The following is an 18,937-nucleotide window of genomic DNA, read 5'->3' on the forward strand; positions in this document are numbered from 1 at the left end:
CCTTCGCCAGATCGGTCAGCTTCAATCGAACCCATTGCCGAATTTTTTGGCCGGTTAGACTGCTTTCGGGATAAAATAAGAAGCAGACACGCAGGTAAGCTGATTCCTCGAGAGCCAGCTTTTGCACGTCGCCCATTCAGAACGTGACGAATGACAGCTTCGGTTGGTTTTCTCCCCGCGCCGGATTGAACGCTCTTGTCAGGGCATCGATTGATCCAACCTGATGAGAAACGCGCGAGGAAATTGCGGTCGCCTTGTCCGGCGATGACAGCTTCCAGTAGAGGTCGGCGAGCGCGACCAGTTCCGCATCGGCCTGGGGGCTGTCAGGAAGCAAAGTCTCCGCCAATCCCGCGATGATTATAGCGTTGGCGCTATGACCGGATTGCCGCGCCAGATCCGCCAATTGCGTGACCAGCCGGGCATTCTTTCGCCCTCTCTCCATGCGCGATATTGCCCCGGTGAGTAATTCGGGTCGCAAACCGGCGCGGGCGAACTCCACCATCGCATCAGCCGAGACGGCAAGCGGCTGGCCGCTGCCCAAACGACGCAAAAGCCGTTGTTCCAGGCTATCACGGACATTCGATGGTATCGAACCGACAACCGCCAGCGTATCGACAAGAATGTGATCGCGTTCCCTCGCAGGCGCTGCCTCGATCGCCATTATCGCCTCATCGAAATTTCCCGACAATGCAGCGCCCCGGGCGACCCCCAGCCTTACATAATAGGGGTCCTCGATCTTTGGTCGCTGTTCGGCCTCGCGCACGAGGTCTCTTGCAGCTTCCAAATGGCCGAGACGAGCAAGCGCCTGGGCCTGGCGCCCGCGACCGTAATGGTCGCCATCCGGAATCTTCAACGCGGCTCGCGCGGCACGCTCGGCGGCTTCCGGGAAGCCAGCACGGTCAAGCGCTTCAGAATAGCTGATCAGGCCGAGCTTGGCGTTGAAATCCGTGCCGAACATGCTTGGCTGTTCGACATAGGGAATGAATGCGGCGGGCCAGCTTTCCGTCAAACGGCTGACGGTTTTGCCCTTCGTAACCCAATCACCCCGCGCGATCAGTTCAACGGTATGTTGAATGTCACCTTGCCTGAGGGCCGCCTCGACAACCAAGCCCTCGCCATTAATATAGCGCACGCCGGTGGTTTCCAGGAGCCGTTCCGCGGACCGCCGCTCACCCGCCCCCAGAAGCACCAACGCAACCTCGATCCAACCGGTACTGGTCAGGAACTTTGGTTCCACGGCTGCGCGTTTCTCGAGCGATTTCGCCAACAGAAGTTGCAGCGGCGTTCCACGATAGTCCCAGAGACGGTTGATCAGCAGGGTTTCGCGGCGCCGTGGCGCATCGCCCAAAGAAATGTGCACAGTCAAACCCTCCAATTCCAACTCGCGCATACTGGCGGACTCGGGCACGGTATCGAGGTCTGAAAAATTGGCGGCCGGCATTTTATATGATCGGGTCGCCTGTCCCGCCAACATCAGCATTGTCTGCCCGCGGATGCGCAGCTCAGCACGCTGAGGGTCTGTCAGTGGCGCCTTGGTAAGCGCCGTTTCGATTCTGGTTGCCACCCATCTCATGCAGAGCGGGTCGCGCCCCGTCAGAGCGCCGGTTGCCAATCCTCCCAAGGCGACAGGATCAGCCACTTTGACGAGATATTTTGTCATTATGGGGAGCGCTTGCGGACAATCACCCCTCATCATCAACCGGAAAGCGACGAAGGTCGACGCTTGATCGCGGACCAGGCCTTCAGGCATCGTCGACACTTTTGCCAGTGCATCTTTGAACGCTTGTTTCTGGAACGCGCTCATTGGCTCCAGCAGCAGCGACACTGACTGTGCCCCGACCGGAAATGCATGTAAAAGCAGCGCAACGACAAGAATAGTTCCGCGGGCATCCATTCCATGATCATTGGCCATAGCGATTAAATAAAGGTCAACCTATCGCACATTCTTGCACAGCCAGCGCGGATACTGACGCCGACGGCTGATTGGAGAAGGCCGGGTTTTGAGATGCCAAGGGTAAAAACAGGATATGAACCGCAGAAATTTCACGGTCATGTTGGAGAATTCGTCCAAGCGGGACAGGGGACATTGAAATGTCGCAAATCTGCCTGATCCAGCGCATTTGATCATGTGAAATAATCTATACTGTCACGAAACCGGCCGGGTATTGAATTATTCAACAGCTCAACGGTTGGACAGGCACCATGACTGTCATTTCATTGCGAAGCGATGCCTGCGCGGAACGCGCATGTTTCGGCCATCCACATCGGTTTGGCTTCAGCCCCTCCCCGGGTAAACGAGACGCTCCAGGAACGGCTTGGGACCGCAAACCATAGCCGGTTTTTCGTTGGGGAGCGCGGCGAAGCAGACCGCGCGTCCGGCTTCAATCCCACATCATCTAGGTCGGCGAGTTCGCGAACCGGCCCGGCTCATCTTCCGGAAAGGTCAGCACGGCCTGGCTGGCTTCACACCATAAATGACCCGTCGCCCCGCACCGGAGTTTTCCGAAATCCTCGTCGGATACGATCAGGATCGGGATGGCCGCGCCATAAAGATAGTCGGCGACCAGCGCGCCGATGGTTAGGATCGGGTCACCCCGCGTCGTAATCACCCCGGCGGGCGCCCGCCCGGTCCGCGCGAGTTCGACGAGGGCGCTTGAGGAGGACGAAGATCCCCGGCTTCCCGGCATCGCGAGCAGCCGGTTGGCCAGCACCGCGCCCCGCTGGGGATGCGAGGCATCGACGATACCTCCCGTTTGCAGGTCGACCCCGCCCCACAGGCTCAGCGGTTCGGTGAGCTTCAACACGTCCCCGCTTGCCAGTCCCGCGATCAAGGCATGCCCATGGATCAGCATGGCGCCACCACCCTGCCCGTTTCGGCCGACCGGATGCAGCGTTCGAGCGTCATCAGCGCCACGCGCCGCCCGAGATTGCCGGGACCATAATGGGCGTATTTTCCCGACGTCGTCAGGATCAGGCCCGACGTCTGGCGAACCACGGGCGCCAGATAGGTGCAGGTGTCAACGATGATGTTGACGCCGAAGGCGCGCAACGCATCGCACGCCGGATCCGCCGTAACCGCGGCCGCAATCTCGCGCGAGGTCGAGACATAGATTTCGGTCTCCGGCGACCGGCGGCGCCCCTCGAGCGCGCGGTTGAGCTCAGCAAATTCATTGATCGAGTAATGCGGTGTGCCGAGACAGACCGCCGCGACGGCTTCGCCCTCCGCGGCGCGGCACAGCGATGCGATCGCCGCCACCGGCTCCGTCGGCGATACGACCTCGACCTTCACGCCTTCGGTCGGCATGTCCGCGGCCTCCGGCGTCACCCCTTCGGCATGGAACAGCGCGAGCGCGCCCGACGAGGCCCCTGTCGCCCCGAGCGCTTTCAACTCGTCCTCGTTCGCGTCGCATGGCAATCCGCGCAAATAGGGAACTATACCCGGTGCCCGGCGGCCCACGACATAGCCGATCGCGGCGAAATAAAGGTCGCGCGGCAAGCCGGTCGCCTCGACCGAGGGCAGTTCGAACAGGATCGTCGGCCACCGCGCTTCGTCGCGATGCAGCCCCGCGAGCGGCACGCGCCCGGTCAATGCCGCGCAAAGATCGGTGAAATCGCCATAGCGGTCGGTCCGCGCGCCGAGCACCGAATTGATGAAAACGATCGCATTGGACTCTGCCCACGCGACATGCTCGCCGCGCCGCGGACGCGCCATCCGCTGATAGGGCGCGCAGGTCAGCGTCGGCAGGCACCCGAGTTGTTCGTGCAGGCGGGTCAGCGTCTCCTGCTGCGCGATGATTTCAGGGGGGCCGCAATGCCAGCCCGGGTGGGTGACATCGACCGCCGCGACGTTGAGCGTCGTCGGAACACGCACCTTCCCGCCAAGATCGACAAAATGCTGCGCAAAATCGATGCTCGACGGCCCATGATAAAGGCAACCGTCGATATGCGCCGACTCGATGCCGATGAAGCGATCGGCGCCGCAAGCGGTGCCGTATCGGACCAGAAGCGCCATGGCGCGCGCGGCAGCGGCGCCATGCTCGCCTGCCAGCAACGCATGGTCGATCGGTTCCAGCTTCACGGTGCAACATCCCCCACGACGAGTTCCGCCGCCGCCAGATCCTCGATCGCGGTGCCCACCGATTTGAACAGGGTGATCGCCTCGTCTTCGTCGCCGCGGCCCGGATGCGCACCCGAACAAAGCGCCGCAAGATCGGCTTCGATCGCGTCCGCGCCGATCGCACCCGCAGCGATCGCCTGCAGCAAATCCCCCGCCTCTTCCATCGCGCCTTCGTGCGTATCGACGAAAACGCGCGCGCAGGCGAAGGTCTCGGGATCGGCCTCGCACATATCGGGGCGGAAAGCGCCGATCAGGTCGATATGCATGCCGGGCCGCAGCGCCGCGCCGGCGATCAGCGGTTCGGCCGCGAGCGTCGCAGCCGACACGATATCCGCCGCCGCCAGTCCGGCCTCCACCGTCGCAATGGCCGCAGCAGGATATCCCAGCGCACGCGCCGCGCACGCCGCCGCCTCGGCCTTGTCCGCATCGCGGCCCCAGATCAGGATATTTTTCAGCGGAAAAACGGAGGCATAGGCTTCGATGATCGGCGCATTGAGCGCGCCAGTGCCGATGACGAGCAAGGTGGCGGACGCGGGTCGCGCCAGCCGCGATGCGGCCAGAACCGACACCGCAGCCGTGCGGCGGCGGGTGAGCACGGCGCCGTCGATCGCGGCAATGGGCCGGCCGGAGGCACGATCGCTCAAAATATAGGTCGACTGGATGGAGGGACGCGCGCGCGGATCGACCGTGACGATCTTCGTCCCGACCCGCTCGCTCCCCTTCCATGCCGGCATGACGAGCAGCGACGCGCCGCCCATGTCGGCGGCCAGTCGCGGCGGCGCATGATAATCGCCGGAAGCAAAGGCACGCCGCAACGCCGCGATCAGCGCGGGCATTGGTGTTGCCCGCGCGACCGCTTCGCCGTCAAAATAGGGGATTGTCGCCATCGCCCCGGTCATGCGCCCGGGGTTCTGAGTTTCAGCATTTCGCGCGTTTCGGCGGGCGTCGCGACCTCATAGCCGCCGACCGCGTTGACGAGCGTATAGGCGCGCTCGACCAGCTGGCCGTTGGTCGCCCAGACGCCGCGCGACATATAGAGATTATCCTCCAGCCCGACGCGGATATTGCCGCCGAGCAGCAGCGTGTGCGCGAGCATCGGCATCTGTTCGCGCCCGATACCGAACGCGCCCCAGATCGTGCCCGGCGCCATCAGGCTCTTCTGATACAGGATCGTCTCGACGCCGTGCGGCGCAGCCCACTGCACCCCCAGCACCATCTGCATCATCGCCGGGCCATCGACCAGCCCTTCCTCGACCAGCTTGTTGCCGAACAAAATGTCGCCGGCGCCGAACACTTCGAGTTCAGGCTTAACCCCTGCCGCCTGGAACCGTTTCGCCATCGCGCGCAGCGTGTGCGTCGGGCTGAAATAAATATATTCGGTCGGCCCTTCGACCTGATTGTTGGTGACGATGTCGAGCGTCGCAATCTCGGGCAGCAACTCCTCGACATGCGCGACGCGCTCGTCGACGCCCACGACATCGCTGCCGGGCAGCATATGGCCTTCATTTTCGGGGTCGGGCAGAAAATAGGCGCCCATGCCGCACGTCAGGTTGAGCACGATGTCGGTACCGGTCTGCCGCACGCGATCGACGACTTCGCGGAAATGCCCGCGATCGCGATTGCCCTCACCAGTTTCGGGGTCGCGGACGTGGATGTGGACGATGCTCGCGCCGGCCGAAGCCGCCTCGATACACGCGTCGGCGATCTGCTTCGGCGTCACCGGCATCGACGGATGCTTCTTGTTATAGGGCGCGCCGCCGGTGACCGCGCAGGTCAGGATCGTCTTGTTGCTCATCGTCATTCTTCCCATTCCATATTGCCGCTCACGGCGATGATCTCGCCGGTGATCTTCTTGCCGGCGTCCGAGGTGATGAATTCGACCATGTCGGCGAACTCGCTGAGCTCGACCTTGCAGCGCAGCGACACATATTTGAGATAGTCGTTCTCGATGTCGTCAAAGCTGCGGCCCGTCGCGTCGACGTTGCGCTGGACGATGAAGCGGAAGCGGTCGTTGTTGATGATGCCGGGAAGGATCGCGTTGACGCGAATGCCCGACGGGCCCAGTTCGCGCGCGCTGTTCTTTGTCAGCCCCTCGACCCCGGCTTTCGACGCAATGTAGGGCGCGCGAAACGGGATCCCGGTGCGCGTCGAACAGGTCGAGAAATTGACGATCGAGCCGCCGCCGTTCGCCTTCAGCATCGGGACCGCGCGCTTCATCGTATAGAACATGCCCGACAGGTTGACCCCGATCGTCTTGTCCCACTCGTCCTCGTCGATATCCTCGATCGCCGCGCGCGGACCTGCCATGCCGACGACATTGACCAATATCGTGAGGTCGCCGACGTGCGTGCGCACATCGGCAAACAAGGCATCGACCTCGGCGCGCACGCCGACATCGGTGACGCTGCCGCTCATTCCGGGATTCGCCGCCAGCGTCGCCGCTACCGCATCGCCGCGCACGTCACAGATATGCACCTTGGCGCCCTTTTGCAGAAAACGCTCTGCAATCGCGCGGCCGACGCTGTCGCCCGCCCCCGTAACCAATACTCGTTCCATGAAGCCTCCCTTGATTTCAGTGTGTTTCGGCCGGCAGCATCAGCTGCGCGGCGATGGCGCGTTCGCGATCGGACAAGGGCGTCGCCTTGCGCGCGTCGAGATCGAAGCGGACGGTGACGCCTTCCAATATCGTGCAGGCCGTGGCGTCGGGGCGCCGCGACAATATCGTCCGGTGCCGCAGCGATGTGCGCCCGATCGACAATATGCCGCTCGAAAGGATCAGCAGGTCGCCCGCGACCAGTTCGTGAAGATAGCGAATCTCGTGCGAGACATCGGCCCAGCCGGCGTTGCGGCCATCGATCTGTCCCGCTGCCGGGCCAAAAAAGCCGAGCAAATGATAGACGGCATTGTCGAGCAGCGGCACCTGATGCTGCACCGACATGTGCCCCATCGCGTCGCAATGCCAAGGAAAGACGACTCCGCGAAAAGTTTCAACCGGAGCGCTTCCTGCTGATTCTGCGGTGATTTCCGGTCCCATGATGCGTCTCTCCGTTGCCGATGGCACCGGACTAATCACCCACGCTTGACTTGTCTACACAGATTATACACAATGTGTTCACTGGGTATTCGCACTCTCGTCACAATCCATAAAAAGTGCAAAAGGGGACATTATGCGTAGCAAGTTGAAGACTGGATCCGGCCTTGGCGTTCTCGCCGCTCTGCTGTGGGCGACGCCCGCTCTCGCGCAGACGGCTGAAGAGGCCGACGGCGCCGACAGCGCGAACGAAATCGTGGTCACCGCGCAGAAGCGCGCCGAACGGCTCCAGGATGTTCCGATCTCGATCTCCTCGCTCAGCGGCAAGGACCTCGATGCCCAGGCCAGCGGCGGCGTCAGCGAAGCCCTGCGTTCGGTCGCCGGCATCTCGATCACCAACTCGCCGCAGGGCGGCGGAACGCAGCTCACGATTCGCGGTGTCGCCGCGAACGGCGCGACGCTCGCCGGATCGAGCACCTCGGCCTTCTATATCGACTCGGTCCCCTTCGGCCTCGTCAAATCGGCGATCCTGCCCGACACCAACGCCTATGACATGTCGCGCATCGAAGTGCTGCGCGGGCCGCAGGGTACGCTTTATGGCGCCAATGCGCTGAACGGTGTCGTGCGCGTCCTCACCAACGACGCCAACCTCGACCGCTTCGAACTCAAGACCCGCGCCGGCGTCGCCGCGACCGAAGGCGGCGACCAGAGCTACCGCGGCGACATGGCGGTCAATATCCCGCTGGTCGAGGGCAAGCTCGGCCTCCGCGTCGTCGGCGGTTTCGAAAGCGCCGGCGGCTGGATCGACCAGCCCGGACGCGGCGTCAACAACGCCAACGACAGTCGTTCGCGCAACGTCCGCATCAAGCTAAACGGCCAGCCGACCGACAACTTCAGCTTCGGCCTGTCGGCATGGATCTCGCGCATCGATCAGGATGCGCCCGCCTATGCCAATGACGATGGCAACCAGCTCACCACCGTGCCGCTGCCGCAGAAGCTGAACTATGACGCGTTCAGCGCCAAGCTCGGCTATGATTTCGGCGCGTTCGAAGTGTCGAGCGCGACCAGCTACCTCAAATTTTCGAACCTCAGCGAGCGCGACTATACCAATCTCGCCGCGAACCAGACGCTCCACACCGAAATCAGCTCTAAAATCTTCACCGAAGAAGTGCTGATCAACTCGACTGGCGGCGGCGACTGGCGCTGGTCGGTGGGCGGCTTCTACCGCGACGCATCCGACCTTCTGAACCAGACCTTGTTCGTGCTTCCCGCGCCGATCAACTTCAAGGACAAGTCGCGCTCGTTCGCGGCCTTCGGCGAAGTGACGCGCAGTTTCATGGACGGCACGCTCGAAGTCACCGGCGGGCTGCGCTATTTCAAGGATCGCGTGACCCAGATCGAGCTCACCCCGACCACGGGCAACCCGGCACAGCCGCTCGCGCGCCGCACCGACACCTTCGATGCAGTGACCCCGCGCGCGGTGATCACCTGGCTGCCGAGCCGGCGGTTCACCGCCTATGCTTCCTATTCGCAAGGCTTCCGCAGCGGCTTCAACCAGAGCCCGACCATCATCCGCACCGCCCCCGGCATCCCGCCGGTCAAGGCCGACCGCCTGTCGAACTACGAGGTCGGCGCCAAGGGCAGTCTGCTGGGCGGCGCGCTCACCTTCGATGCCGCACTCTATTATATCGACTGGAAGGATATTCAGCAGAATCTGAACGTCGATATCGACGGCGTCGTCTTCGCCGCTTCGGTCAACGGACCGAAGGCCAGCGGCCTCGGCGCCGACCTCGCGCTGACCGCGCATCCGGTCGAAGGACTCGACATCGGCGGCACCTTCAGCTGGAACGGCCTCGACCTGTCGGGTCCGATCATCACGCAAACCGCCGGCGGCCCCGTCACCCTCTATAACAAGGGCGACCGCCTTGCCTTCTCGCCCGAATATACCGCGAGTGGCTTCCTCGATTACCGCTTCCCGGTCGGAGACGCAGGGCTGAAGGGCATCGTGTCGGGATCGCTGACCTACCGCTCGAAAATCCCGGCGCGCCTGCTCGTCGCGGGCGCCGCGCGGAGCTTCATCAGCGATGCACCCTTGCTCGCACGCGCCAGCATCGGGATCGAATCGCCCGACAAGTGGACGGCCACGCTTTACGCCGAAAATATCGGCGGCTGGGATGGCATCACGCAGCCGCCGACGGATATCAGCCAGCAGTATCGCGTGCGCCCGCGCACCTTCGGCCTGCAGTTCGAATTCCGCTATTGAGTCTTTGTGGGGGCCGGAGCAATCCGGCCCCCTCTTCAAAAGGTTTGCCCGTGACCTCCCCGGATAAAATCCCCTCCTCCCCCAACGCCGATCCGGTCGAAGCCCGGGTTCGCGATTATTTCGAGCGCCTCTATCGCCCCGGCGCTGCGCAATTCCACGGCATTGTCCATGTCGCGGCAAATCCGGTCAGCGGCGTGATCGCCTTTTCGGGCCCGATGATGTGCGCTGGCGGCGGCTTTCCCGTCACCCGCATCGGCCTTCTCGCCCCCGATGGCGCGGTCACGCTTCTCGGCAGCGACACCGCAAACGACAGCCAGCCGAAATGGTCGCCCGACGGCGCCCGCCTCGCCTTCCTGTCCGACCGCGATCATGGCGCGGGCAATTTCCAGCTGATGATCGCACCGGCCGACGCGCCCGAGGCCGCCACCGCACCCGCGCCCATCGCCGGTGAAGCCATCGAGAGTTTCGTCTGGGCGCCCGACAGCCGCCATATCCTGCTCCAGAGCGCCGACGCCGGCGCCGATGCTGCCGGATCGGCGGCGACCGCACGCATCGGAGGGGCCAGCAGCGAACGCCCGTCGTGGATGCCGACCGTCGAAACCGGCGGCCACGACGGCCTGTGGCGCCATGCGCATATCCTCGACATCGAAAGCGGCGCGCTCGCGCGCGTCGGCGCCGACGACCAGAATGTCTGGGAGGCCGACTGGTGCGGTCCCGACGCGGTCGTCGCGGTCATCTCGGCGAGTCCCACAGAGGGCGGCTGGTATCAAACCGAAATCGCGATCGCCCCGGCGGCAGGTGGCGCCTTCGAACGCTTCGCCGCACCCGAAGTCGAGATCGCGGGCGTAACGGCATCGCCCGATGGCAAGACCATCGCAGCAATCGAAGGCCGCTTCCACCGCACCGTCCAGCTTGGCTCACTGATCCTCTACGACCGCGCGACCGGCGCGGCGCGCGAACCCGATATCGGCGCGCAAGTCTCCGCGCTCGCCTGGCGCGACGCGAACCGCCTCTTCTTCGCCGGCTTCGCCGCGCCCGGATCGGTTGCGGGCACGCTCGATATCGCGAGCAATATCACCACGATCGCATGGCGAGCCCCCGGCACCGCGGGCCGCAAAGTGCCTTATGCGGTACCCGAAGGGCACGATGCCGTCCTCGTTCCTGGCCATGCCTTCGACCGCTATCCCTATCTCGCGCGCTCGAACGCTGTGGGCGAGCAGATGTTGCTCGATCTCACCCCGCCCGATCTCGCACCCATTCAGGCACGTATGAAACCGGCCGAGGTCGTACGCTGGCAGGGCCGCGACGGGCTCGACATCCTCGGCTATCTCGCGATGCCCGTAGGCATCGAGCGTCCGCCGCTGGTCGCCTTCATCCACGGCGGCCCCTCGCACCTGTTCCGCGACAGCTGGAGCTTCGACAACCCGCTCGCGGCGCTGCTCGTCAGTTCGGGCTATGCGGTCCTCTTTCCCAACCCGCGCGGCAGTTCGGGACGCGGGCTCGATTTCGCGAGCCGTGTGATCGGCGACATGGCGGGCGAGGATGCGAACGACATCTTGGCGGGGATCGACCATGTCATCGCCAATCATCCGGTCGACGGCAGCCGGCTGTTCGTCACCGGCGGCAGCTACGGCGGCTTCATGACCACCTGGCTCGTCGGTCAGACGGGGCGCTTTCAGGCCGCGTGCGCGATTGCGCCGCTGACCGACATGCGCAGCCAGTATTTCACCGCGCATCACCCCGAATTCCTGTCGCTCTATTCGCGCGGCGATCCCTATGATGTCGGCGGCACCTTCGATCAGCGGAGCCCGCTCGCCCATGCAAACAAGGTGACGACCCCAACGCTGCTTATCGCGGGCGAGATCGACAAGACCACACCGCCCGCACAGGCCGTGCAGTTCCACCACGCGCTCGTGCTCGGCGATGTGCCGACCGAACTGGTGCTTTATCCCGAAGAGGGCCACGCCGCGTTACGCTACGAGGCACAGATCGATCAGGGAACCCGCGTGCTGCACTGGTTCGCGCGGTGGGAAGGCCGCAATTGAGTACCGGCCCTCAACCCGCCGCCACGCAGGGCGGCAGCGCGGCGCATCTCTACACCCCCGCCCGGCGCTGGACCTTCCTCGCGATCCTGTTCCTCGTCGGCGCGTCGAGTTCGATCGACCGCGTCGTCATTTCGGTGTTGCTCGAACCGATCAAGCAAGAGTTCCAGGTTTCCGACACCCAGCTCGGCTTGCTGAGCGGCCTCTCCTTCGCCCTCCTCTATTCGGCGTTCGGCCTGCCGATCGCGCGCTTTGCCGATCGCGGCAACCGCAGGAAACTGATCGCGGTCGCGATCTCGGTGTGGAGCCTGATGACCGTGCTGTGCGCGGCCGCGGCCAGCTTCTGGCAGCTCCTGCTCGCGCGCATCGGCGTCGGGGTGGGAGAGGCCGGCGCGACGCCGCCCGCCCAGTCGCTGATCGTCGATTATTTTCCCACCGCGCAGCGCGCCCGCGCGATCGGTATCTTCGCGACATCGGGAACCGTCGGTTATCTGATCGGTCTGTCCGCAGGATCGCAGCTCGTCGCCGCCTATGGCTGGCGCGCGACCCTCGTTGCCTTCGGCCTGCCCGGTCTCCTCATCGCCGCACTCGTTTACTGGGTGCTCGACGAGCCGCGCGAGCGCGTCGATGCTGCGGTGTCCCGTGGCAGCACCGAGGATTTTCGCACTTCGGTCGGCCGCCTCGCCGGGAAGCGGTCGTTCGTGCTGATGCTCGCGGGCTTCACCCTCTATCATTTCGCCGCTTACGGCTCGCTCGTCTTCGTGCCCTCCTATATGGTCAGGGTGATCGAAAGCCCTATCGAGCAGTCCGGGCTTTATTATGGCGCCACTTCGGCGTTCGCGGTGCTGATCGGCAGCCTTGCCGGCGGCGCAATCCAGGATGCGCTGTCACGGCGCGATCCGCGCTGGATCGTCCGCTTTCCGGCCATCGCCTTCGGCCTCGCCGCTCTGCCCAATTGCGCGATGTTCCTGATCGACGACCTTCCGACCTTTCTGATCGTCAGCACGATCGGCGGCATCCTGCTCTACGCCGCCCTGCCCGCCGCCTTCGCCGCGATCCACGCCGTGTGCGGCAGCGCGCGCCGCGCAACGGCAATCGCCGTCGTCCTCTTCTTCGGAAACCTGCTGGGTTTCGGGCTTGGCCCGGTGATCACCGGCGCACTCAGCGACCATTTCAGCGCGATCCACGGCCCCGAAGGGCTACGCTATGCGCTGATCATCGTCATGGCGCTGACCGTCCCGACCGCATTTTTCTTCTACCGCGCCAGCAGTAAGGTCGCGGAAGATCTGGAGGATTGAAACAGGAGGCCGCGGCTCAGCCGCGGCCGGACAGCGAGAAATCGGCGGTGCTCGAACCGGCGATAAAGGTCTTCATCCGCTCGCGAAACTCGTCCGAATGCTCATAGACAAGCCGTTCGGCCTCGTCCGCATCGCCGCGGCGGATCGCATCGATCATCTGATTGTGCTGATCGATGACATCCGAATAGCTCAGCAGCGCCGCGCCATTCTGGCGAAAGGCGAGCAGCGACAGGCGCATCACGCCGCGCAGCATCTTCGAGCAGTCCGCGGCAAGAAACCTGTTTCCGCACGCCTGATTGATCGCGTCGTGAAACGCCCAGTTTGCCTCGACGATCAGGCGCGGGTCGCGCGTTTCGCTGGCGGCCGCAAACTCGCGGTTGCGCTGTTCGAGCAGTTCAAGATGGTGTGGTTGCCGGCGCAGGGCGGCCCAGCGCGTCGTCGCACGCTCATAAAGCTCGAGCGCTTCCAGGACCTGCGGCACCTGATCGAGATCGAGCGGCGCGACGCGCGCGCCGCGGTTCGGCGCCAGCACGACAAGGCTGTCGGACGCGAGCCGGATCAGCGCCTCACGGATCGGGGTGCGCGAAAAGCCCAGCTCGCGGCTGAACTGGACCTCGTCCAGCTCGGTGTTCGGCGGCAGGTCGAGGTTCAGTATCTGCTCGCGCAGCAAGGCATAGACCTTCTGCCCCGAAGACTGCCGGGCGATCTCGTCGCCTATGTCGACCGCCTCTGTTGATTCGGCGGTTTTTGCGGATTTGGTTCGGGCTGCGCACATCGCCGATCTCTACTCTGCATGGGTGATCGCAATCAACCTCGACATGAAGCGCGCGCCCGCCTCGATTTGCGCAATCTCGATAAATTCGTCGGGGCGATGCGCCTGCATGATCGAACCCGGGCCGCAAATCACCGTGGATACGCCCGCCCTCTGGAACTGCCCCGCTTCCGCGCCATAGGAAACCGCGCCCGGGGGCGCCGTGACTTCGCTCAGCAGCGCGGCAAAATGCTCGGCCGCTCCCTCCTCCTCGCGGCGCAGCGGCGGCACCTGTGCGATCGGGTGGACCATAACGCCGGTTTCTTCGCCCTCCCGCTTCAGGCGCGTCCGCGCCTCATCGACCGCGGCCCAGAAGGGGGCCAGCACGGCATCGATATCGCGGTCGGGCACGGTGCGCAGGTCGAAGGTAAATCGGCATTCGCGGGCGAGGATATTCGCCGCCGTGCCGCCATGGATCGTCCCCACCGTCAGCGTGGACCAGGGCGGGTCGAAGCGCGCGTCACGATGGTCCGTGCGCTCGCTTTCGGCGATCCGACCGAGCACCGCCAATATCTCGATCGCGACCATATTCGCCGAGACGCCCTCATGCACCAGGCTCGAATGCGCCTCCCGCCCGGTGACGACGACTTCATAAAGATGAATGCCCTTGTGGCTGTTGATGATCGCCATGTCGGTCGGCTCGCCGACGATCGCCGCCACGGGGCGGTGCCCCTCGGCCACCAGCGCGTCGATCAGGTCGGGCGCACCGAGGCAGCCGATCTCCTCGTCATAGGAAAAGGCCAGATGGACCGGACGCGTCATCGTCGAGGGGGAAAGATACGGCACCGCCGCCAGCGCCAGCGCGATGAAGCTTTTCATATCGGCGGTCCCCCGCCCATAGAGCCGCCCTTCATGCTCGACGAGGGTGAAGGGGTCGCGGCTCCATGGCTGTCCTTCGACCGGCACGACGTCGGTGTGCCCCGACAGCACAATTCCCCGCGCGCCCACAGGACCGATCGTCGCCAGCAAATTCGCCTTGCTGCCATCGGCGTTTGCGATCCGCCGCGCGGTGACGCCATGGCCCGCCAGATAGGTCTCGACATAATCGATCAGCGCAAGGTTCGAACCCGAAGAGGTGGTGTCGAACGCAATCAGGCGCCCGAGGATATCGATCGCCGACGCGGCAAGCGCGGGGGAAAGATTGTCGTCGTTCCGCGGCGCACCGGTCATCGCCCTTGCCCCTTCACGCCCGTCAACGACGCGAAAGACCTTCGAACGCATCTCTTCCGCGCGCGCCGTTCAAAACCTTCCTGCATGAATACCCCTGTTGCGGATGCCGATCACAAACTTTTGTATACATATTGTATTTTTCCTGTCGGCAGTCAACAGCGATTGCGCCCCATGATGGGCGATGTGCGTGAAGATAGATAAGTTTTGAAGGAGCATCTTCTGCCCCAACTCCCCTCATTGGCCGCAGCGAGGCGACCGGGCGCTTCGCGGCGATGCCAATCGCATCCAGCTCCGCGATGACCGAACATTCCATGCGAGGCCTATGCCTCTGGTGACGGTCGCTAACGCGGGCTTGAGGTCTTGTGCAGAATGCTTTGAAGGTTTCCGCCCGATTCTATACGGGCACCGGATTGATTGCTTCCATTGCCTCGCGCTCGGCTTCCGCGCCCAGCCGTTCGCATGAAGGCAGATCGCCGGGATTTTGAATTACAATGAATTATCGCCATAGCTTCCATGCTGGAAACAGCGCCGATGTTGTAAAGCACAGCCTGCTGATCGCCCTCGTGCGCGCCTTGCAGCAAAAACCGGGCGCGCTGACCCTGATCGACACCCATGCCGGTTGCGGGCTGTACGACCTTGGCGGCGAGGAGGCTCAACGCACCGGCGAGGCCGCACAGGGCGTGCTGCGAGCCTTCGCCGACACAAACCCCTTGTTGGACGACTACCGCGTCGCCGTACAGGCGGTAAATGCCGGGGCCGAGCCGCGCCTCTACCCCGGATCGCCGCGATTTCTGGCGCAGCTTCTGCGTCCGCAGGATTTGCTGATCCTGAACGAGAAACATCCCGAAGACGTCTATGCCCTGCGGGGCGCGATGCGCGACACATCCGCCGCCGTGCATCAGCGCGACGCCTACGAGCTTTGGCTGGCGATGGTGCCGCCGCGCACCGCGCGCGGCGTGGTGGTAGTCGACCCGCCGTATGAGCAGACCGACGAACGCGCCCGCATCACCGCCACCCTAGCCGCGGCTACCCGCAAATGGGCGCATGGCGTGACGGTGATCTGGTATCCGCTGAAGGACCGCGAGACGCATCGGCGGTGGAAGCAGCAGTTGCGGAACCTCGGCATCCCGAAGTTTCTGGTGGTCGAGCATTGGCTGTACGACAGCGATCAGCCCGACATTTATAACGGCGCGGGCCTTTTCATCGTCAACCCGCCCTACGCCTTCACGCAGGCGCTGCCGCCCCTGCTGGAAGCCCTGCGCGCCGCGCTGGCGCCGGAGGGGCATAGGGGAGAGATTATCTGCGATTGGTTGGGCGATCGCGCTTAGTCGCCGTTGGCATCAACCATGAAGACCGTGGGCTTGCCGCGAGAAGCCGGGTCCCATCCTGCCGACAATGCCGCTCGCACCCCGCGCAAGGCTATCGCGTCGTTGATGTGCGAACGCCCTTTCGGCAATCCTTTCAACAGGCGCTTGGGCGTCGGAAATTCCAGCACGGCTTCGCGTGGCATATCTCTCTGGCGCAAGGAGACCGTCATGCCCCTCCAGCCATCGGAAGAGGATAGTTGGGGCTCGCTCAGGAGTTCCCAGTCATATTTGGCACCATCGATTTCGACGGTGCCGCCGCGGCCGTGCATGTGAAGCATAGGATGCCCTTAGCATGTTAGGCGCGGCACTCCAGTCGGTTCACATCAAAGATTGGGTACCGGAACGTTTGTCGGCCAGGACAGCCACTCCGCGGGACGATATCGACCGAAAGTGGAAGGTTGAGAGTCCCCATTCATAGCCCGTAAGCATCCCTCCTATAGATGGTCTTCAGCATCAGCAGGGTGTGAACGGACGAAACTAAACCGCAATCAGGTGCTCGTTCCGCCAAAGCTGGGCGGCAGCGATTGGGCGGGCGACAATGACGAGCCGTTCAACCAGCCGTTTTGAGCGCGGCGAGCGGTGGACGCCTAGCGGCGTCCACACTGGCCTAACGCCGCTATATTTGACGAAAGCAGCGATGCGGTCGCTAAACCGTTGGGAAATGGCGCACCCGAAGGGATTCGAACCCCTGGCCTCTGCCTTCGGAGGGCAGCGCTCTATCCAGCTGAGCTACGGGTGCCGGTAGAGCGCGGCCTCTAGCAAGCTCCGGGCGCGCCAGCAATGGCCTTATCGCACGATCATTGCGCGCGCGCGCGCAGATGTGCAAAGCGAGGCACCGCCACGGCACAGGGAGCCGAAGTGAAACCATCCGAAACGGGCTGGCCGATGGCCGCCGATCTTTATGGCGAGATGCAACTCGAGGTGCATCCGCCCGCCCGGCACCGCGACTATCTGCCCGGCATTCTCGTCACCGGCATCGCCGCGCTCGCCGCGGCGTGGCTCGCCGATCATTATGCCGCGCCGCTGGTTTTGATGGGGCTTCTCATCGGCCTTGCGATGAGCTTTTTGTCGCAGGACAAGCGCACCCACGCCGGGCTCGACCTGCTGTCGCAGACCGCGCTGCGCATCGGTATCGTCCTCGTCGGCGCGCGAATCACAGCGCAGCAGCTCGCCGAACTCGGCCCGCTGCCCTTCGTCTTCCTCGTCCTGATCATGCTCGCCGTGATCATCGTCACCGTCGCGACCGCGCGGCTGTTCCGGCAGGACAGCCACGCCGCACTGCTCGCCGGGGGCGCGACCGCGATCTGCGGCGCATCGGCCGCGCTCGCGCTCTATTCGCTGATCGGCGACAAGCGCGTCGATCAGGCTCGCTTCACCCTCACCCTCGTCGGCATCACCGTCGCGAGCGCGCTCGCCATGTCGGCCTATCCGGTGCTCGCCGCCGAATTCGGGCTCACCGACGCGCAGGCGGGTTTCCTGATTGGCGCGTCCATCCATGACGTCGCGCAGGCGATCGGCGGCGGCTTTTCTTTCTCGCCGCAGGCCGGCGAGGTCGCAACGATCGTCAAGCTGGCACGCGTCGCCCTGCTCGCGCCGATGCTGACGCTGATCGCGATGTGGCTCAGCCGCGGCGTCACCCGGGAAGACGGCAAGCTGCGCATCCCGCTGCGGCTACCCTGGTTCATCACCGGTTTCCTGGCCGTCGCCGCGGTCAATTCGCTCGCCGTGATTCCCGCACCGGTTCAGCACGCCGCGAACGGCGGCGCACAGGCGCTGTTGCTGCTCGCCATCGTCGCGACTGCGATGAAGGCGCGGCTCGCGCTGCTGCTCGATCAGGGCTGGCGCAGCTTCGCGCCGATCATCATCGCGACATTGACCAGCTTTTTGCTGTCACTGGCGGCGGCGCTCAGCCTGTGACGCCGTGACGCCACATCAAACTGCTGTTTGCCCTAGCTTTTGGGTAACGCCCAGCTGACGGTCAGCTGCGTCGCGCGGCGCGGAATGTCGAGCTTCGCTTCACTGAAATTGACCTTTTCATTCGGCGGCAGCATCCGCACCGGCGGCTTGATCGTCCAGCTATAGACGATCGTCCCCTGCGCATCGCGCAATTCGGCGAGGATCGGCGGCACGCGCTGTTCGCGGTCGGTCGGATTGATGATCACCCCAGATGCGGCGAAATAGATCGTGCCGTCGGCAAGCTCGCGATGATCCTGGTTCGGCGGCAGTTCGATCACCAGATCGGGCTCGTCGGTTGCGCCGGGAAGCCCCAGCCCCTGCGCCCAGCTCGGCAACCCGAACCAATAGAGCGCGCCGGTCGCCCCCACCATCAGCGCCGCGGCGCCGGCGGCGATGATCGTCCAGCGCTTCGCCGGATTGCGGCGCGCGCGGCGGAACGGCAGCGGCGTATCGTTCACCGGCGTCCGCGCGGGACGCGGCGCGGGCTCTGCCGATGCGGGCGCCGCAAACGTCTCGGGCGGCGGGGGCGGCGCGGGGTCGGCGACCGCCGGAGCGGCAACATCGGCCTCCGCAGCGGCTATAGGTGCGGAAGAAACGGGCGTGGGAGCGGGCGCCGGTTCGGCAACCGCTTCCGGGGCCGGCGGCGCGGCCGTGGCAGCGCTCGCGGCGGGTTCCTGAAACCAGCTGTGGCGACAACTGGCGCAACGCACCGTGCGACCGTTTGGACCGATCGCCGTGTCGGGTACGACATAACGGGTGTGGCAGGACGGACAGGCGAGGATCATGGGACCCCTCTAAACACGCTGAGTCGCGGTGTTGCAAGCGCCGCGTCGTGCCATCACGATTACTCGCCGCTTTACCTCGCCGAACAGCCGTGCAACA

General features: G+C 64.3%; 16 protein-coding genes and 1 tRNA gene. 5 read left to right on the top strand and 12 right to left on the bottom strand.

Translation table 11 applies throughout. The annotated features are described in order from the left end of the window. Nucleotides 1-136: 136 nt before the first annotated feature. The 7 genes from ACSYDV_RS05605 to ACSYDV_RS05635 all read right to left on the bottom strand — a co-directional run bounded on the left by ACSYDV_RS05605 (nucleotide 137) and on the right by ACSYDV_RS05635 (nucleotide 7,151). Nucleotides 137-1,894, bottom strand: coding sequence for a tetratricopeptide repeat protein (locus ACSYDV_RS05605; RefSeq protein WP_438322754.1), 1,758 nt, complete (start codon nucleotides 1,892-1,894; stop codon nucleotides 137-139). 502 nt (nucleotides 1,895-2,396) lie between these two features. After that, nucleotides 2,397-2,852, bottom strand: coding sequence for an aconitase X swivel domain-containing protein (locus tag ACSYDV_RS05610; protein WP_438322755.1), 456 nt, complete (start codon nucleotides 2,850-2,852; stop codon nucleotides 2,397-2,399). Then, nucleotides 2,846-4,078 carry an aconitase X gene (locus tag ACSYDV_RS05615; protein ID WP_438322756.1) on the bottom strand — a complete coding sequence of 411 codons (1,233 nt, stop codon included), beginning with the start codon at nucleotides 4,076-4,078 and terminating at the stop codon, nucleotides 2,846-2,848. The genes ACSYDV_RS05610 and ACSYDV_RS05615 overlap by 7 nt, the downstream gene beginning before the upstream one ends. Next, nucleotides 4,075-5,004, bottom strand: coding sequence for a bifunctional Delta(1)-pyrroline-2-carboxylate/Delta(1)-piperideine-2-carboxylate reductase (gene lhpI / locus ACSYDV_RS05620; protein ID WP_438322757.1), 930 nt, complete (start codon nucleotides 5,002-5,004; stop codon nucleotides 4,075-4,077). Before lhpI ends, ACSYDV_RS05615 begins: the two co-directional genes overlap by 4 nt. Before the next feature lie 8 nt (nucleotides 5,005-5,012). Beyond that, on the bottom strand, nucleotides 5,013-5,918 hold the full coding sequence (locus ACSYDV_RS05625; RefSeq protein WP_438322758.1) for a beta-keto acid cleavage family enzyme: 906 nt from the start codon (nucleotides 5,916-5,918) through the stop codon (nucleotides 5,013-5,015). Next, nucleotides 5,915-6,673, bottom strand: coding sequence for an SDR family oxidoreductase (locus ACSYDV_RS05630; protein WP_438322759.1), 759 nt, complete (start codon nucleotides 6,671-6,673; stop codon nucleotides 5,915-5,917). Before ACSYDV_RS05630 ends, ACSYDV_RS05625 begins: the two co-directional genes overlap by 4 nt. Nucleotides 6,674-6,689: 16 nt before the next feature. Further along, nucleotides 6,690-7,151 carry an acyl-CoA thioesterase gene (locus tag ACSYDV_RS05635; protein WP_438322760.1) on the bottom strand — a complete coding sequence of 154 codons (462 nt, stop codon included), beginning with the start codon at nucleotides 7,149-7,151 and terminating at the stop codon, nucleotides 6,690-6,692. Nucleotides 7,152-7,284: 133 nt separating this feature from the next. Between ACSYDV_RS05635 and ACSYDV_RS05640 the strand changes: the two genes are divergently transcribed. Genes ACSYDV_RS05640 through ACSYDV_RS05650 form a run of 3 tightly spaced genes read left to right on the top strand, consistent with a single transcriptional unit; the run spans nucleotide 7,285 to nucleotide 12,751 of the window. Beyond that, complete coding sequence (locus tag ACSYDV_RS05640) at nucleotides 7,285-9,411, top strand: TonB-dependent receptor (RefSeq protein WP_438322761.1); 2,127 nt, start codon at nucleotides 7,285-7,287, stop codon at nucleotides 9,409-9,411. Nucleotides 9,412-9,461: 50 nt separating this feature from the next. Then, nucleotides 9,462-11,456: a S9 family peptidase gene (locus ACSYDV_RS05645; RefSeq protein ID WP_438322762.1), complete on the top strand. Its 1,995-nt coding sequence runs from the start codon at nucleotides 9,462-9,464 to the stop codon at nucleotides 11,454-11,456. After that, a complete protein-coding gene (locus tag ACSYDV_RS05650) occupies nucleotides 11,453-12,751 on the top strand; it encodes a spinster family MFS transporter (RefSeq protein ID WP_438322763.1) in 1,299 nt (432 codons plus the stop codon). The genes ACSYDV_RS05645 and ACSYDV_RS05650 overlap by 4 nt, the downstream gene beginning before the upstream one ends. A 16-nt stretch (nucleotides 12,752-12,767) precedes the next feature. Here the strand turns inward: ACSYDV_RS05650 and ACSYDV_RS05655 are convergent, their stop codons facing one another. Then, complete coding sequence (locus ACSYDV_RS05655) at nucleotides 12,768-13,526, bottom strand: GntR family transcriptional regulator (RefSeq protein WP_438322764.1); 759 nt, start codon at nucleotides 13,524-13,526, stop codon at nucleotides 12,768-12,770. Between the two features lie 9 nt (nucleotides 13,527-13,535). Continuing rightward, entirely contained in the window at nucleotides 13,536-14,732 is a 1,197-nt protein-coding gene (gene argE / locus ACSYDV_RS05660; RefSeq protein ID WP_438322765.1) for an acetylornithine deacetylase, read from the bottom strand. Between the two features lie 491 nt (nucleotides 14,733-15,223). On the opposite strand from argE, the gene ACSYDV_RS05665 reads away from it, so the two are divergent. Then, a complete protein-coding gene (locus ACSYDV_RS05665; protein ID WP_438322766.1) occupies nucleotides 15,224-16,060 on the top strand; it encodes a 23S rRNA (adenine(2030)-N(6))-methyltransferase RlmJ in 837 nt (278 codons plus the stop codon). Here ACSYDV_RS05665 and ACSYDV_RS05670 read toward each other — a convergent pair. Together ACSYDV_RS05670 and ACSYDV_RS05675 are read right to left on the bottom strand one after the other, a co-directional pair. Beyond that, a complete protein-coding gene (locus ACSYDV_RS05670) occupies nucleotides 16,057-16,377 on the bottom strand; it encodes a hypothetical protein (protein WP_438322767.1) in 321 nt (106 codons plus the stop codon). The genes ACSYDV_RS05665 and ACSYDV_RS05670 overlap by 4 nt on opposite strands. Before the next feature lie 384 nt (nucleotides 16,378-16,761). Further along, nucleotides 16,762-16,838: transfer RNA gene (locus ACSYDV_RS05675), tRNA-Arg, on the bottom strand. A 146-nt stretch (nucleotides 16,839-16,984) separates the two neighbouring features. Between ACSYDV_RS05675 and ACSYDV_RS05680 the strand changes: the two genes are divergently transcribed. Next, nucleotides 16,985-18,016 (top strand): YeiH family protein, encoded by a 1,032-nt coding sequence (locus ACSYDV_RS05680; protein ID WP_438322857.1) that lies wholly within the window; start codon nucleotides 16,985-16,987, stop codon nucleotides 18,014-18,016. 32 nt (nucleotides 18,017-18,048) lie between these two features. Here the strand turns inward: ACSYDV_RS05680 and ACSYDV_RS05685 are convergent, their stop codons facing one another. After that, nucleotides 18,049-18,840 (bottom strand): zinc-ribbon domain-containing protein, encoded by a 792-nt coding sequence (locus tag ACSYDV_RS05685; protein WP_438322768.1) that lies wholly within the window; start codon nucleotides 18,838-18,840, stop codon nucleotides 18,049-18,051. Between the last annotated feature and the right edge of the window lie 97 nt (nucleotides 18,841-18,937).

Origin of the sequence: Sphingopyxis selenitireducens (assembly GCF_051550705.1) — a bacterium.
Classification (GTDB): Bacteria; Pseudomonadota; Alphaproteobacteria; order Sphingomonadales; family Sphingomonadaceae; genus Sphingopyxis.

Coding starts and splice junctions, on each gene's coding strand:
- ACSYDV_RS05605 (WP_438322754.1), bottom strand. CDS start 1,894: ATGGATGCCCGCGGAACTATTCTTGTCGTTGCGCTGCTTTTACATGCA.
- ACSYDV_RS05610 (WP_438322755.1), bottom strand. CDS start 2,852: ATGCTGATCCATGGGCATGCCTTGATCGCGGGACTGGCAAGCGGGGAC.
- lhpI (WP_438322757.1), bottom strand. CDS start 5,004: ATGGCGACAATCCCCTATTTTGACGGCGAAGCGGTCGCGCGGGCAACA.
- ACSYDV_RS05625 (WP_438322758.1), bottom strand. CDS start 5,918: ATGACGATGAGCAACAAGACGATCCTGACCTGCGCGGTCACCGGCGGC.
- ACSYDV_RS05630 (WP_438322759.1), bottom strand. CDS start 6,673: ATGGAACGAGTATTGGTTACGGGGGCGGGCGACAGCGTCGGCCGCGCG.
- ACSYDV_RS05635 (WP_438322760.1), bottom strand. CDS start 7,151: ATGGGACCGGAAATCACCGCAGAATCAGCAGGAAGCGCTCCGGTTGAA.
- ACSYDV_RS05640 (WP_438322761.1), top strand. CDS start 7,285: ATGCGTAGCAAGTTGAAGACTGGATCCGGCCTTGGCGTTCTCGCCGCT.
- ACSYDV_RS05655 (WP_438322764.1), bottom strand. CDS start 13,526: ATGTGCGCAGCCCGAACCAAATCCGCAAAAACCGCCGAATCAACAGAG.
- argE (WP_438322765.1), bottom strand. CDS start 14,732: ATGACCGGTGCGCCGCGGAACGACGACAATCTTTCCCCCGCGCTTGCC.
- ACSYDV_RS05665 (WP_438322766.1), top strand. CDS start 15,224: ATGAATTATCGCCATAGCTTCCATGCTGGAAACAGCGCCGATGTTGTA.
- ACSYDV_RS05670 (WP_438322767.1), bottom strand. CDS start 16,377: ATGCTTCACATGCACGGCCGCGGCGGCACCGTCGAAATCGATGGTGCC.
- ACSYDV_RS05680 (WP_438322857.1), top strand. CDS start 16,985: ATGGCCGCCGATCTTTATGGCGAGATGCAACTCGAGGTGCATCCGCCC.
- ACSYDV_RS05685 (WP_438322768.1), bottom strand. CDS start 18,840: ATGATCCTCGCCTGTCCGTCCTGCCACACCCGTTATGTCGTACCCGAC.